The sequence below is a fragment of the Acaricomes phytoseiuli DSM 14247 genome (genome assembly GCF_000376245.1).
Classification (GTDB): Bacteria; Actinomycetota; Actinomycetes; order Actinomycetales; family Micrococcaceae; genus Renibacterium; species Renibacterium phytoseiuli.
This window is the reverse complement of sequence record NZ_AQXM01000052.1, coordinates 62,288-77,172: the sequence shown is the minus strand read 5'-3', so window position 1 is coordinate 77,172 and position 14,885 is coordinate 62,288. Positions and strand designations below refer to the sequence as shown.

At 61.1% G+C, this 14,885-nt stretch carries 12 protein-coding genes; 9 read left to right on the top strand and 3 right to left on the bottom strand.

Going from position 1 to position 14,885, the window contains the following annotated elements:
* Both C501_RS0105080 and C501_RS0105075 read left to right on the top strand, forming a co-directional pair.
* Positions 1-241 (top strand): integrase core domain-containing protein (locus tag C501_RS0105080; protein WP_018134554.1); only part of this gene is annotated, 241 nt, incomplete at its 5' end.
* A 154-nt stretch (positions 242-395) separates the two neighbouring features.
* Complete coding sequence (locus C501_RS0105075; RefSeq protein WP_026174633.1) at positions 396-833, top strand: HIT family protein; 438 nt, start codon at positions 396-398, stop codon at positions 831-833.
* A gap of 59 nt (positions 834-892) precedes the next feature.
* On the opposite strand, the gene C501_RS14860 is transcribed toward C501_RS0105075, so the two are convergent.
* Positions 893-1,258, bottom strand: a complete 366-nt coding sequence (locus tag C501_RS14860; protein ID WP_342662521.1) for a hypothetical protein — start codon at positions 1,256-1,258, stop codon at positions 893-895.
* Between C501_RS14860 and C501_RS12575 the strand changes: the two genes are divergently transcribed.
* From C501_RS12575 to C501_RS0105050, 5 genes are all read left to right on the top strand, one after another.
* Positions 1,247-2,710, top strand: a complete 1,464-nt coding sequence (locus C501_RS12575) for an ABC transporter substrate-binding protein (protein WP_018134552.1) — start codon at positions 1,247-1,249, stop codon at positions 2,708-2,710. The genes C501_RS14860 and C501_RS12575 overlap by 12 nt on opposite strands.
* A 263-nt stretch (positions 2,711-2,973) precedes the next feature.
* Positions 2,974-4,638, top strand: a complete 1,665-nt coding sequence (locus C501_RS0105065) for a peptide ABC transporter substrate-binding protein (protein ID WP_018134551.1) — start codon at positions 2,974-2,976, stop codon at positions 4,636-4,638.
* A gap of 136 nt (positions 4,639-4,774) precedes the next feature.
* Entirely contained in the window at positions 4,775-5,704 is a 930-nt protein-coding gene (locus C501_RS0105060; RefSeq protein ID WP_018134550.1) for an ABC transporter permease, read from the top strand.
* The gene (locus tag C501_RS0105055) at positions 5,694-6,641 is read left to right on the top strand and encodes an ABC transporter permease (RefSeq protein ID WP_026174632.1); all 948 of its coding nucleotides are present in this window, start codon (positions 5,694-5,696) and stop codon (positions 6,639-6,641) included. The genes C501_RS0105060 and C501_RS0105055 overlap by 11 nt, the downstream gene beginning before the upstream one ends.
* The gene (locus tag C501_RS0105050; RefSeq protein WP_018134548.1) at positions 6,638-8,344 is read left to right on the top strand and encodes a dipeptide ABC transporter ATP-binding protein; all 1,707 of its coding nucleotides are present in this window, start codon (positions 6,638-6,640) and stop codon (positions 8,342-8,344) included. The genes C501_RS0105055 and C501_RS0105050 overlap by 4 nt, the downstream gene beginning before the upstream one ends.
* Before the next feature lie 99 nt (positions 8,345-8,443).
* Here the strand turns inward: C501_RS0105050 and C501_RS12570 are convergent, their stop codons facing one another.
* Positions 8,444-9,316: an SGNH/GDSL hydrolase family protein gene (locus C501_RS12570; RefSeq protein WP_051064475.1), complete on the bottom strand. Its 873-nt coding sequence runs from the start codon at positions 9,314-9,316 to the stop codon at positions 8,444-8,446.
* A gap of 294 nt (positions 9,317-9,610) precedes the next feature.
* Between C501_RS12570 and typA the strand changes: the two genes are divergently transcribed.
* On the top strand, positions 9,611-11,539 hold the full coding sequence (typA, locus tag C501_RS0105040) for a translational GTPase TypA (RefSeq protein WP_018134547.1): 1,929 nt from the start codon (positions 9,611-9,613) through the stop codon (positions 11,537-11,539).
* 27 nt (positions 11,540-11,566) lie between these two features.
* Positions 11,567-12,850 (top strand): PIG-L family deacetylase, encoded by a 1,284-nt coding sequence (locus C501_RS0105035; RefSeq protein WP_018134546.1) that lies wholly within the window; start codon positions 11,567-11,569, stop codon positions 12,848-12,850.
* Here the strand turns inward: C501_RS0105035 and C501_RS0105030 are convergent.
* Positions 12,831-14,813 (bottom strand): BCCT family transporter, encoded by a 1,983-nt coding sequence (locus C501_RS0105030; protein ID WP_018134545.1) that lies wholly within the window; start codon positions 14,811-14,813, stop codon positions 12,831-12,833. The two genes, C501_RS0105035 and C501_RS0105030, sit on opposite strands and share 20 nt — an antisense overlap.
* Positions 14,814-14,885 lie beyond the last annotated feature (72 nt).

The following is a 14,885-nucleotide window of genomic DNA, read 5'->3' as shown; positions in this document are numbered from 1 at the left end:
CCTTATCGGCTCCATGGGCCGGTCCTACGGAGCTGGCGATAACGCGAGCATGGAGAGTTTCTTCAGCCTGCTTCAGAAGAACGTGCTCAACACGAGATGCTGGAACACTCGCGCTGACCTCCGCCTCGCGATCGTTTCCTGGATCGAAACGAAGTACAACCGAAGACGCCGGCAACGCGGCCTCGGCAAACTCACTCCCGTAGAGTTTGAGACGATCTACACGGACGCGAAAGCGGCCTGATCACCCCAAACCCCAACTGTCAACCAAACCCGGGGCAGACCCGTACCCGCTGCGTGCAGAGTCCTTACTCGTATTATCGCAGCGCTCTATGTGGGCGAGCCTTTGATTTATAGTGACCTGGACGCGTTTGCAAGCGCTGGCGCACGATGTTCCAGTGGGTGAGTTAACAGGCTGCATTTTCTGCGATATTGCCGCCGGGCGCGCAGACGCGGAAATTATCTGGGCAGATGACGATGCGGTGGTCTTCCTGGATATTCGGCCCATCAATGATGGGCACCTGTTGATCGTTCCTGCGAAGCATGCTGCCCGTTTGGCAGAGATCCCTTCTTCTGCCCTGGCTCGGATGATGTCTCTTGCCCAGACTATGGCGGCTGCCCTGAGATCCTCAGGGCTTCGCTGCGATGGCGTCAATCTTTGGCTGGCGGACGGGGAAGCCGCGTCGCAGGAGATCCAGCACAGTCACCTGCACGTCATTCCGCGTTGGGTCGGTGACGGTCTCGTGCTGCAGGAGAGGGCAGCTCGACGAGATTCAGCGGACTCTGATCTAGGCAGAGCGGCTTCCGCTCTTCGTGCGGCATTAGCTCCAGGGTAAGAGAGTTCTGACGTGCTGCGTCCGGCTACTAGCGGCTACCACCGAACACAGTCCTGGCGTTAATTTTTACGAACGATTTTCATCTTTATTGTGATGAGCACCACTTGGGCATTACGCTGTTCAGCATTCATTAATGTTGCGCGCGTCACATTGTGTCGCGGGCGGTCCGGACCTTCGGGTCGCGTCACTACCTCGCACAATGCATAGGAGGCGGAATGCGTTTCACGCGTACTTCCTAAGCCATCAGCACAGCCGCGATTGCTGCCCTCGTCCTGACCGCGTGCAGCGGCGGCGGCAACAACGCCGGCGGCGAAGCCGATCCCAACGCGATTATCAGCGTTTACGGCAACGAGCCGCAGCGTCCCCTGATCCCGGCAGATACCGGCGAAGTCTTCGGCGGACGCATCGTCAGCATGCTCTTCCAAGGTCTCTACAGCTACGACATGGAAGGCGGCCCGGTTGAAGAGCTCGCCGAGTCCGTCGAGAGCAGCGATCAGCAGAATTACACGGTCACGATCAAGAGCGGCCAAACCTTCACCGACGGTGAAGCGGTGACCGCCCAGAGCTTCGTGGACAGCTGGAACTACGCCGCACTGAGCACCAATGCGATGCGGAACGCCTACTTTTTCTCCACCATCGATGGATTCGATGAGGTCAGCGCCACCGAAGGCGAAGGCGAGAACGAACAGCCGGCGCCCAAGGCGCAGACGATGTCCGGGTTGAGCGTCGTGGACGACACCACGTTCACCGTGGCGCTCTCCGCTCCGGACCCGGAGTGGCCGCTGCGTTTGGGGTATACCGCGTACTACCCGATGCCGGCCAAAGCTTTCGAAGATATCAGCACCTATGGCCAGAGCCCGATCGGCAACGGCCCGTACAAGCTCGCATCCCCGGATGCCTGGCAGCGGGATCGCGGTGTTTCCCTAGTCAAGAACGATGACTACCAGGGGCCGCGGGAGGCCAAGAACGGTGGCATCGAATTCCAGTTCTATACCGACCCGGCACCGGCCTACACCCAGATTCAGGATGACAGCCTCGATGTTCTCGATGTGATGCCGGCGAATGCTCTGCGAACCTATGAGACTGACCTCGCCGGCCGTTCGCAGAACAAAGAGTATGCGGGTAACGACACTCTGGTCATCCCGGGGTACCTGGAGCAGTTCCAGGGTGAAGCCGGGCAGCTGCGCCGTGCGGCGATCTCCCAGGCGATCAACCGCGAAGAGATCGCCCAGGTGATCTTCAACGGTACGCGGACATCGGCTGAGAATTTCGCTCCTTCGGTGCTGCCGGGTTACACCTCGGACATTCCCGGTAATGAGGTTCTCCAGTTCGATGTCGAAAAGGCCAAGCAGGCTTGGGATCAGGCCAATCAGATGCAGCCCTGGAATGATTCGCAGCCGCTGACCATCGCGTATAACACCGATGGCGGACACAAGGAGTGGGCGGACGCGGTCGCCAATCAGATCAGCAGCAACCTGGGGATCCGGGTGGAGGGAGAGCCCTACCCGAAGTTCGCCACCATGCTGGACGATCGGGTGAATCTTTCGCTTGACGGCCTGTCACGCGGAGGGTGGACCGCCGATTACCCCTCTATCTACAACTTCCTGGCTCCGCTTCTGGCCACTGGTGCCAGCTCGAACCTTGAGAAGTACTCGAACCCGGAGTTCGATCAGCTCCTCGAGGAGGGCTTGAGTGCGCCGAACCAGGAGGAAGCCGTAGCGAAGTACAACCAGGCGCAGGAGATCCTGTTCGAGGATCTGCCGACGGTGCCATTGTGGAATCGCTCGGTGCAGATCGGCTGGAGCACTAAGGTCAGCAACGTTGAAACGGATTGGGTTGGTCAGGTGCGGTACTTCGACATCACCAAAACCAACTGAACCGACTGAAACCGACACTAAAAACTGTTTTGGATGGTCGACGCAGAATACCGATGCTCTTTCTATCGGCCCCGGCGACTACCACCTGAGATAGCCAAGTGGCTAACTTTTACGAACGATCTTCATCTAGATTGTGACGAGACCCACTTGGGCATTACTCTAGTTCATCATGCGTTCATGTTGTGCGCGTCACGTCGTGCGCCATGAACGATCCGGGCCTCCGGGCCGGGTCACTACCTCGCACACTGTATATAGGAGGCGGAATGCGTTTCAAACGTACTTCCCAAGCCATTGGCATGGCAGCCATCGCTGCACTTGCTCTGACCGCCTGCGGCAGCGGTGGCGGCAATAACGCTGGCGGCGAAGCCGATCCCAACGCGATCATCAGCGCTTACGGCAATGAGCCGCAGCGCCCCCTGGTCCCGGCTGATACCGGCGAAGTCTTCGGCGGACGCATTGTCGATATGCTCTTCCAGGGTCTTTACAGCTACGACAAAGAGGGCAAGCCGGTCAAGGAGCTGGCTGAGTCCGTTGAGAGCAGCGATCAGCAGAATTACACGGTCAAGATCAAGAGCGGCCAGACCTTCACCGATGGTGAGGCAGTCAACGCTCAGAGCTTCGTGGACAGCTGGAACTACGCTGCGCTGAGCACCAACGCGATGCGGAACTCCGACTTCTTCTCCGGGATTCAGGGCTTCGACGCGGTCAGCGCCACCGAAGGCGAAGGCGACAGCGCCAGGCCCGCACCGACCGCGCAGACTATGTCCGGTCTGAACGTCGTCGATGACACGACGTTCACCGTGGCGCTTTCCGCTGCTGACCCGGAGTGGCCGCTGCGCCTGGGCTACTCGGCTTACTACCCGATGCCGTCCAAGGCTTACCAGGACATCACGGCCTATGGCCAGAGCCCCATCGGCAACGGCCCGTACAAGCTCGCTTCGCCGGATGCCTGGCAGCGGGATCGCGGTGTTTCCCTGGTCAAGAATGATGATTACCAGGGGCCGCGGGAAGCGCAGAACGGCGGTATCGAGTTCAAGTTCTACACCGATCCGGCACCTGCTTACACCGAAGTCCAGGGCGATACTCTCGACGTCACCGATGTGATCCCGACGAATGCCCTGCGCACCTATGAAACGGATCTACCGGGCCGCTCGCAGAATAAAGAATCCGCTGCGAACTCGACCCTGAACATCCCGGTTTACCTAAACCAGTTCCAGGGCGAGGCCGGTAAGCTCCGGCGCGCGGCGATCTCTCAGGCGATCAACCGCGAAGAAATCACCCAGGTGGTCTTCAATAACACCCGTACTCCCGCGAAGGGCTTCGCCCCTCCGGGCCTGCCGGGTTACAGCTCGGACATTCCCGGTAATGAGGTTCTCCAGTTCGATGCCGAGAAGGCCAAGCAGGCTTGGGATCAGGCCAATCAGATGCAGCCCTGGGACGATTCGCAGCCGCTGACCATCGCGTATAACACCGATGGCGGCAACAAGGAATGGGTAGACGCGGTAGCCAACCAGATCACCAATACCCTGGGCATCCAGGTGGAGGGCAAGCCGTTCCCGAAGTTCGCCACTCTGCTCGATGACCGACTTAACCGGACGCTCGACGGCATGGTCCGGGCCGGATGGCAGGCGGACTACCCGTCCATCTACAACTTCCTGGCTCCGGTGCTCTCCACCGACGGCAGCTCGAACTACGAGAAGTACTCCAACCCGGAATTCGACCAGCTCCTCCAGGACGGCTTGAACGCCGCCAACCAGGAAGAAGCAGCAGCGAAGTACAACCAGGCTCAGGAGATCCTGTTCAAGGATCTGCCCAACTTGCCGCTCTGGAATACCTCGATCCAGACTGCCTGGAGCAGTAAAGTGAGCAATGTTGATACGGATTGGCGTGGCGTGGTGCGGTACTTCGACATCACCAAAACCAGCTAGAGTCATTCTCGGACGTTGATTCGCAGGCTGCGACCCGGCGCTATGACGCCGGGTCGCAGCCTGCGGGCATGAAGTACGGAAACAATACGTGAACAATCTTTTCAATCCATCCGGTTGCCGAGGGGGAGAGCAGTAAATGCTCCGCTTTGTGATTCGCCGCCTCCTGCAGATCATTCCGGTCTTCCTCGGGGCTACTCTTCTGGTCTATGCCCTGGTATTCGCTGTTCCCGGCGATCCGATCCGAGCGCTCTTCGGAGAGCGCCAGCCGTCTGAGGCGGTGATCAACTCCCTACGCGCCCAGTACAACCTGGACCAGCCATTCTTCGTTCAGTACCTGCTCTTCCTCAAGAATGTGGTGACCTTCAACCTCGGTGTTGACTTCACCGGTCAGTCGATCAGCCAATCGCTCGCTCAGATCTTCCCGGTGACTGCGACGCTCGCAGTGATGGCGCTGGCTTTCGAAGCCATCTTCGGCGTAGCCTTCGGACTCATCGCCGGCCTGCGCAAGGGCAAGCTCTTCGACAGCACGGTTCTCGTGGCCTCCCTTTTCGTGATCGCGATTCCGGTCTTCGTGCTCGGGTTCGTGCTGCAGCTGGTCTTCGGTCTCCAGCTCGGCTGGTTCCCGCCGACAGTCGGCCCTAGACCGACCTTCACCTCTTTGATCCTCCCGGCTATCGTGCTCGGTGCGGTCTCCTTCGCCTATGTCGTCCGGCTGACCCGCACCACGGTGGCGGAGAACGCCAACGCCGATTATGTCCGCACGGCCACGGCTAAGGGACTGCCCCGCCAGCGGGTCGTCACCGTGCATATCTTGCGGAACTCGATGATCCCGGTGGTCACCTTCCTCGGTGCGGATATCGGTGCACTGATGGGAGGCGCGATCGTCACGGAAGGCATCTTCAACATCCCTGGTGTGGGCAACAAGCTCTACCAGGCGATTCTGCGCGGCGAAGGCCCCACTATTGTGGCCATCGTCAGCTTCCTGGTCTTGATCTTCGTCTTGGCCAACTTGCTGGTCGACGTGCTCTACGCCTGGCTCGATCCGAGGATTCGCTATGAAAAGTAACCGCACCATCGAACACTATGTGGCCCCGCTCGAGGAGACGCCGCTGGCAGAGACGGATAGCGCCGTCAGCGATGATGCTCCGCGGAGCCTCTGGGCGGATGCCTGGGCCAGTCTTCGGCGCAACCCGCTCTTCCTGATTTCCGCTGTTTTGATTCTCCTGGTCTTGGTGGTGTCTTTCTTCCCGCAGCTCTTCACCCAGGTCGATCCGCGATCCTGTGAGCTTTCACGGTCCTTGCGAGGGCCGGGTGGGGAGAGCGTCCTCGGCTACAACTTCCAGGGCTGCGATATTTACTCACGGGTGATCTATGGCACTCAGGCTTCGGTGTCGGTGGGCATCTTCGCTACACTCGGCGTCGTCCTGTTCGGCGGCATGATGGGCGCTCTGGCCGGTTATTACGGAGGCTGGGTAGATTCGCTCATCGCCCGGCTGATCGATATCGTCTTCGCGCTGCCCCTGGTACTCGGTGCTCTGGTAGTCATGCAGCGCGAGGAATTCCAGGCCAACCGCGGGGTCTGGACGGTAGTGCTGGTGCTTGTTCTCTTCGGCTGGCCGCAGACGGCCAGGATCACCCGTGCCGCGGTGATCGAGGCGAAGAGCTCGGATTACGTGGTCGCAGCTCGCGCTCTCGGTGTATCAAGGTTCGGCGCATTGGTACGGCACGTCATCCCGAACGCGGTGGCCCCGGTAATCGTAATCGCCACGGTGTCCCTGGGCATCTTCATCGTCGCAGAGGCCACGCTGTCCTACCTGGGCATCGGTCTTCCCAGCTCGATCATGTCCTGGGGCAATGACATCTCTGCCGCTCAGGCGTCGATCCGTACCGACCCTCAAGTCCTGATCTACCCGGCGATCGCGCTTTCGGTCACCGTGCTGAGCTTCATCATGCTCGGTGACGCGGTACGCGACGCCCTCGACCCGAAGGCGAGAAAGCGATGAACGCCGAGCAGGAGACAGTCTCTTCAACGGAGGTTCCCTTACTGGACATCCGGGATCTCGAGATCACCTTCACCACCTCTGCGGGGAAGTCCAAGGGCGTACGGAACGCGAACCTGACCATCTTCCCCGGCCAGACCGTGGCCATCGTGGGGGAGTCTGGTTCCGGGAAATCCACCACGGCCCTGGCTGCTATCGGGCTACTGGCCAATAACGGCGAAGTGACCGGTGGGCAGATTCTGTTCGACGGAGAAGACATCTCTCACGCCAGCGAGAAGCGGATGACTCAGCTCCGCGGCAACTCCATCGGCATGGTCCCGCAGGACCCGATGTCCAATCTGAACCCGGTCTGGAAGATCGGCTTCCAGGTGCGTGAGACGCTCAAGGCCAACGGATTGCCATCGGCACAGTCGGATGTCACGAAAGTGCTCTCCGAGGCCGGCCTGCCGGACGCCGAGCGGCGTGCCAGGCAGTTCCCGCACGAGTTCTCCGGCGGTATGCGTCAGCGAGCGCTCATCGCGATCGGCCTCTCCTGCCAGCCCCGGCTGCTTATCGCGGATGAACCGACCTCCGCCCTCGATGTCACGGTCCAGCGGCAGATTCTGGACCATTTGGAGAAGATGACCCAGGAGCTCGGTACCGCGGTTTTGCTGATCACCCATGACCTCGGACTCGCTGCCGAGCGGGCCGAAAAAGTTGTGGTGATGTACAAGGGGCAAGTGGTGGAAGCCGGCCCCGCACTGGAACTGCTGCAGAACCCGCAGCATCCTTACACCAAACGGCTTGTCGCCTCTGCCCCTTCACTGGCCTCCCGCCGGATTCAGGTGGCCAAGGAGGCCGAGACGGAAGACGCCAAGGACCTTTTGGCGCCGACCGCGGGGAAAGCCTCAGCTGCTGCTAATGAGCTCATCCGGATCAAGGATCTGACCAAGGTCTACAAGCTCCGCACCGGGTCGATCGGCCGCAAGACCGACTTCACTGCGGTTGACCAGGTCTCTTTCTCGGTTGCACAGGGCACGACGACGGCGGTCGTGGGGGAGTCCGGCTCGGGCAAATCGACGATCGCGAAAATGCTGCTCGGCCTCGAAGAACCCACGAGCGGTGAGATCTTCTTTGACGGTGTGAATATGAACGGGCTTGGCCGTAAAGAGTTCTTCGCTTTCCGGCGTCGCGTGCAGCCGATCTTCCAGGATCCATACGGCTCCCTGGACCCGATCTTCAATATCTACCGGACCATCGAGGAGCCTTTAAGGGTCCACGGCATTGGGGATCGGAAGAGCCGCGAGCAGAAAGTCCGCGAGCTCTTGGACGCAGTGGCCCTGCCGGCATCGATGATGCGCCGCTTCCCCAATGAGCTCTCCGGCGGACAACGTCAACGAGTCGCTATCGCCAGGGCCCTGGCTCTGGATCCCGAGGTGCTGATCTGCGACGAGGCGGTCTCCGCGCTCGACGTCTTGGTCCAGGCTCAGGTTCTGAATCTGCTCGCAGAACTCCAGGCGGAGCGCGGGTTGACGTACCTGTTCATCACTCACGACCTCGCGGTAGTACGTCAGATCGCGGATCAAGTCTGTGTGATGGAAAGCGGCAAACTCGTAGAGACCGGGACTACCGATGAGGTCTTCGATTCCCCGCAGACGCAGTACACGAAGAAACTACTCGCTGCGATCCCCGGCGGAAACCTGCAGCTGCATTCCGAAGCTAGCTAAAGAAGCCAGCTAAAGAAGCTAGCCGAAGAAAGCCCTGCGATGAGCGAGTCCGCACTCGCTCATCGCAGGGCTTTCCGGTTGAGCTTGTAGAGTCTGTGTTCAGTTCTTCGGCCCGGTAACGCCCAGGGCCTCGAATTCCTGACGCAATGGTTCGACCAATGCGCGATGACCTGCCGCGGTCAGATGAACGCCATCGGCCAGTTGGCCGGTGAGCTGATACCGGCTGATCCAATCGCCTACGCTAATGAAGGGCACCTGCTCCTTTTCTGCGAACTTCGCCAGTAAACCGTTGATGGCATTCCGTCGGCCTCCGCCGGCCTCCGAGCTCTTCGCCAGCGTGCCGATCATCACGATGTGGGACTTGGGGAAATCTGCTCGGAGATCAGCGATCAGCTCCCGCGCGTTCGTCAGAATCGCTTCATCAGAGGCGCGCTGCGTGGCGTCGTTGCCGCCTCCCTGAACCACGATCAGAGGCCCTGGTTTCCTCGGATTCTTGCCATAGGGAAGCGCCCAGGCGCTGCGCTCCAGAGAGTCCCGGTAGTTCATTGCGCGTGAGGTGGATGCGACGAACCCGGTACCGCCCCGTCCGTAGAAAGCGACCTTGTAACCGAGTGAACTCAGCGCCAGCTGCGTCCAGGTCTGGTCACCTCTGACGCCGACCGCACCGCCAGATTGGGAGTCGCCGATCAGCAGCGCCATATTCGAAAGATCAGCAATCGCCGTGCTGAGACGTCCGGTTTCCGGATTCCAGAACTGGGTGCCGTCCGGCACCCCGGCGTCCAAGCCCGCGGCTTCGGCGTTCTGGAAGACTTTGGCGTGATTCGGTGTGGGCACGAAAGATGTGCGGTCGATGATCATACCGACCCCGAGGGTTGCTATCAGGAAGACAGCCCAGAAACGCCGCCAGAAACCATTCTCTATCGTCTTGTGGGCATTATCGGCATCGGCAGGAGAAGCGGGTGCGGTAGTCATGAGCGCGTCTCCTTTTCTCTTTGTTCTGGTGGCCTCATCGTTGACGAGGTGGGGGAGAAAATGCCGATCCCATACCGTATTGATGTCCCCGAAGGGCATGGCCGGGCCATGATTAATCATCGCTGAAGATTCTTTGACGATCCAACTCGCGGCTGTGATTCTCCCAGCTTATTTAGGTACTACCGGAACTGCGGTCTAGAATTGAGAAGGTTGTGCATAACTGCCTAGAAGCAGTCACGATCCTCCACTACCTTGCCTTTGCTTCATCTTCTCTTCCGAAACGAGTCTTCCCGTATGTCTGACCACCTGACTGCCCGCCGTGATGATCTGCGCAATGTGGCCATCGTGGCGCACGTTGACCACGGCAAGACCACTCTGGTTGACGCCATGCTCCGGCAGACCAATGCTTTTTCCAGCCACGGCGAGGTGGCGGATCGGGTGATGGATTCCGGTGACCTGGAGAAGGAGAAGGGCATCACCATCCTGGCCAAGAACACGGCGGTGGCTTATCGTGGGCCGGCGTCGAACGACCAGGACATCACCATCAACGTCATCGACACCCCGGGGCACGCTGACTTCGGCGGTGAGGTGGAGCGCGGGCTCTCCATGGTCGACGGCGTTGTGCTGCTGGTCGATGCTTCAGAGGGGCCGCTGCCACAGACTCGTTTCGTGCTGCGCAAGGCACTGGCCGCGAAGCTGCCGGTGATCTTGGTGGTCAACAAGACTGACCGCCCGGATGCCCGGATCGACGAAGTCGTCCAGGAGACCATGGATCTGCTGCTCGGCCTGGCCAGCGACCTCGCCGATGAAGTACCGGATCTCGATCTTGACGCGATTCTCGAAGTGCCCGTGGTCTACGCTGCTGCCAAGGTCGGAGCGGCATCGCTGGAGGCCCCGGCTAATGGCTCAGCTCCCGAGAACGACAATCTCGAACCGCTTTTCCAGACCATCCTGGATCATATTCCGGCACCTGCATACGACCCGGAAGCGGTGCTGCAGGCCCATGTGACGAACCTTGATGCTTCCCCCTTTCTGGGCAGGCTCGCGCTGCTGCGGATCTTCAGCGGCACCTTGCGCAAAGGCCAGACTGTCGCCTGGGCGCGGCAGGACGGCACGATCAAGAACGTCAAGATCACCGAGCTGCTCGCCACGAAGGCTCTGGAGCGCGTGCCGGCCGATGAAGCCGGCCCAGGGGACATCGTCGCGGTAGCCGGTATCGAGGACATCACCATCGGCGAGACTCTTACCGATAGCGAGAACCCACAGCCCCTTCCCTTGATCACGGTGGATGATCCCGCGATCTCCATGACCGTCGGCATCAACACCTCGCCTCTGGCCGGTAAAGTGCGCGGTGCCAAAGTCACCGCTCGCCAGGTCAAGGATCGCTTGGATAAGGAGCTCATCGGCAATGTCTCGCTGCGGGTGCTGCCGACCCAGCGCCCGGATGCCTGGGAAGTTCAGGGCCGCGGCGAGCTGGCCCTGGCGATCCTGGTGGAGCAGATGCGCCGGGAAGGCTTCGAGTTGACCGTTGGCAAGCCCCAGGTGGTGACCAAGACGGTTGATGGCAAGGTGCACGAGCCGATGGAGCATATGACCATCGATGTGCCCGAGGAGTTCCTCGGTGCGGTCACCCAGCTGATGGCCTCCCGCAAAGGCCGGATGACGAATATGTCGAATCACGGCACGGGCTGGGTCCGGATGGAGTTCATCGTCCCGGCGCGCGGGCTGATCGGATTCCGCACGAAGTTCCTCACCGACACCCGGGGCTCCGGTATCGCCTCTTCCATCGCCGAAGGCTACGAGCCGTGGGCCGGGCCTATCGAATACCGTAACAACGGCTCGATGGTCGCGGACCGGGCTGGGGCATCCACTCCGTTCGCCATGATCAACCTGCAAGAGCGCGGCAGCTTCTTCATCCAGCCGGGCTCCGAGGTCTACGAGGGCATGATTGTCGGTGAGAATTCCCGTGCCGACGATATGGATGTGAACATCACCAAAGAGAAGAAGCTCACCAATATGCGCTCTTCCACTGCGGACAGCTTCGAAGGTCTGACCCCGCCGCGGCAGCTGACTCTGGAGGAGTCCCTCGAATTCGCCCGCGAGGACGAATGCGTGGAGATCACCCCGGAGGCTATCCGGATCCGCAAGGTCATCCTCAACGTTTCGGAGAGGCTTAGGGCCGCACGGTCGCGGCAGAACGCCTCGACCAGCGCACAGAGCTGATAGCCGGCTAGCTGGACGTTATAGACAGTGAGTAGTCAGCAGAACCTGAAGGCGCTTCCCCAGGGCTTCCTGCCGCCTCGTCCGAGTGCTCCCGATGGCCAGTACCGGGTGCTCTTCGTTCATGCGCACCCGGATGATGAGTCGATTACCACGGGCGCTACCATGGCCCTGCTCGGCAGCCTCGGTGTAGATGTCACCCTGCTCACCGTGACCCGGGGAGAACTGGGCGAAGTGATCCCGGAGGATCTGCGGCATCTGGAGCAGGGCCTACCGAAACCCGGCAGGTCGGGGGATTCGGTTCCGGATGGCGGATCCGGGCTGGCCCAGGTCAGGACTCGCGAACTCGTGGCGGCAGCCTCCCGGCTCGGCGTGCAGCGGCGGATGTTCCTGGGCGAAGTCCCGGCGCTAGCTCCTGGGAGCGCTCCGAGAGTCTACCGGGATTCCGGGATGTCCTGGGGTCCGGACGGCCGGGCGCAGCCTGCGGCTGAAGTCCTACCGGGTGCCTTCACCCTGGCTCCGCTGGAGGAAACCGCTGAGCATACTGCCTCGCTGATCCGCACACTGCGCCCGGATACGGTGGTCAGTTACGCCGCTGACGGCGGCTATGGTCACCCGGACCATCGCCGGGCGCATGAGATGACTGTGCGTGCCGTCGAGCTGGCCGCTCGCAGTGCTGATGCCGCGCGCGGTGCCTGGGATGTGCCTCTACTACACGCCATCGCTTCCGCAACGCCTGCGGATGAGACCCTGACGGATCACGCTGGGTCGAGTTCATCACGGGGCCGGTTATCGATCATTGGTTGGTCCGACGCCAAACGGGAGGCGATTCAGGCGCACCGCACTCAGGCGGTGGTCGATCAGGACCGGTTCGCGCTGAGCGATCTCGTCATGCGCCCTTTTCCCCAGCACGAAGAATTCCAGACGCTGCGTCGCGGCCGCAGTCATTCGGGCCCCGGGCGATTCAGGTCCGTTCTCGGCGCAGTAGTCGCGGGCATCGCGGTGTCGATGCTCGGAACTTTGTTGCATGAGCAGCGCTGGGGATTCATTCCTTGGGGCATACTCGCGGCGCTCTTGCTGGTCGGAACCGCTATCGTCTTCATCGCGGCTTGGGCTCGCTCCGTGCCCATAGGAGGTGTCACCGGTATGGCGGCCTACCTGGGGTGCGTGCTCTGGGCGCTACCCCGCGGCAGGTTCGGGCTGATCCAGGCCAATACCGCGGGCAGTTTCTGGCTCTATGGGGTCGCCCTGGTGACCGTGATCTTCCTCCTGCGGCATGCCTTGAGAAACTATCTCAAGGCGCGTCGGGCTTAGCTCCGAATTTCTTCTGCTGTTCCGCTTCTTCGGGTGCGGCTTCTTCTGCTGTTCCCGCTGCTGTGGAGTTGCCGGTATCGGCGGTGTTCACGAGGGGGATCGCTCCCGTTGCGGCGTCTTCGTACCATTCGGTCAGCGCTGGATCCTTCGAGTCCAACCAGGATCCGGCTCCTTGCCCGGGCTCTACCGCCCCGGCGGAGAAGACGAAATCATCGCCGTGCTCTTCGATGCCCCTGCGCACACCTTCGGCTATCGCGGCTCTGGCATAGCCATCGCGCAGGGTGAGCGGGTCGGTGCGGAGGTCGCGCGCCCAAGAGAACATCATCAGGATCAGCACGAAGGCGAAGGGCAGCGCGGATACCGTGACCAAGGACTGCAATGCACTGAGCGTTCCGGCACCGCCGATGAGCAGCAGCACTCCGGCCAGGGCGCCCAGGGCGAGTCCCCAGGTTGCGGAGATCCAGCGGGCCGGCTCGGGCTGCCCCTGCTGGCTGATCGACCCCATCACGATGGATGCCGAGTCCGCGCTCGTGATGAAGAAGATGATGATGGAGACCATCGCGAGGACCGAGGTCACCGCTCCGAAAGGCAGATTGGCCAGCAGGCTGAACAGCACGTCCTGGGCATTGCCGCTTTCGTTCATCGCGGTTCCGGTGCTTTCCAGCAGCATCGCAGTGCCGCCGAAAATGCCGAACCAGATCAGGCACACCAGCGAGGGAACAGCGATCACCACGGTGACGAATTCGCGTAAAGTGCGGCCACGGGAGATCTTGGCGATGAAGACGCCGACAAAAGGAGTCCAGGAGACCCACCACGCCCAATAGTAGGTCGTCCAGCTCTCCATGAATGCCGCTGCCTCTGGTCCGTCGGTGCTGGAGCGCATCAGCATGGTCCCCAGCTCGTTCACGAAGGCGAAAGCCGAGGAAGGGATGAAGTTCAGCAAGAACAGCGTGGGCCCGGCGATCAGTACGGAGAGGCCGAGTATCGAGGCAAGGACCAGGTTGATGTTGGACAGCGCCCGGATGCCTCGTTTGATTCCCGACATCGCGGAGATCACGAAGGCCGAGGTGAGCAGGGCCATGAGCGCGATGATGACTCCGTTGCCGAGTTCACCGAGACCCCCGACGATCTGGATTCCCTGGCTGATCTGCAAGACGCCGATGCCGAGTGATACCGCGGTCCCGAACAGGGTCACCAGAATCGCGAAGACATCGATGATGTGACCCAGTGGGCCACGGGTCTTCTGCCCGAAGATGGGTTCGAAGACCGCGGAGATCAGTGGGGAGCGCCCGCGCCGGTAAGCGGAGTAGGCGATGGCGCCGCCGACCAGGGCGTAATAAGCCCAGGCCATCGGGCCCCAGTGGAAGATCACCTGCGCCATAGCGGTGTGCATGGCTTCCCTGCTGCCGGCGGCGGCCTCGGCACCGGGAGGAACATCGAGGAAATACGTCAGCGGTTCATAGGGTCCGAAGAACAGTAAGCCGATACCCATTCCCGCGGAGAAGAGCATCGCGATCCAGGAGAACAGCGAATATTCGCGCCGTTCATCATCCTGGCCCAACCGGATCCGCCCGTAGCGGGAGAAGCCCACCCACATCATGAACGCGAAGACCACAATTGTGAGCAGGGAGAAGAGCCAGCCGAAATTCCTGGTGATCCAGGAGAGCATTCTGGTGGCCACCTCGCTGAACGCCCAGGGGGCACTGATGCCGAAGCCCAGGACGACGATTACGCAGGCTGCTGCTGCCGCGAACACGAACCAGTTGGTGGCGAATTTCCGACCGGTGGCTTCCACGCCGATACCGGGGATGAGCGCGGGGTGAACAAGAGACGGATCGGTGACCCGGTTCAGGAAACGGCGCGCCCGCTGGGTCGGTTCCGGGGAAGTCGAACTGGTGGGGGTCGAGGCTGGAGCCGGGCTCTGACGAGACGGCTGATGGTTTTCTGGCTTACTGTCTGGCATGGCTGCGTCGACTTCGCCTTCTGAATGGGGGATGGTGCGCTCGAACGTCTTACAGTGTAGCGAAGTAGTACA

Coding starts and splice junctions, on each gene's coding strand:
- C501_RS0105055 (WP_026174632.1), top strand. CDS start 5,694: ATGAAAAGTAACCGCACCATCGAACACTATGTGGCCCCGCTCGAGGAG.
- C501_RS0105065 (WP_018134551.1), top strand. CDS start 2,974: ATGCGTTTCAAACGTACTTCCCAAGCCATTGGCATGGCAGCCATCGCT.
- C501_RS12575 (WP_018134552.1), top strand. CDS start 1,247: ATGCTCTTCCAAGGTCTCTACAGCTACGACATGGAAGGCGGCCCGGTT.
- C501_RS0105030 (WP_018134545.1), bottom strand. CDS start 14,813: ATGCCAGACAGTAAGCCAGAAAACCATCAGCCGTCTCGTCAGAGCCCG.
- C501_RS12570 (WP_051064475.1), bottom strand. CDS start 9,316: ATGACTACCGCACCCGCTTCTCCTGCCGATGCCGATAATGCCCACAAG.
- C501_RS0105050 (WP_018134548.1), top strand. CDS start 6,638: ATGAACGCCGAGCAGGAGACAGTCTCTTCAACGGAGGTTCCCTTACTG.
- typA (WP_018134547.1), top strand. CDS start 9,611: ATGTCTGACCACCTGACTGCCCGCCGTGATGATCTGCGCAATGTGGCC.
- C501_RS0105060 (WP_018134550.1), top strand. CDS start 4,775: ATGCTCCGCTTTGTGATTCGCCGCCTCCTGCAGATCATTCCGGTCTTC.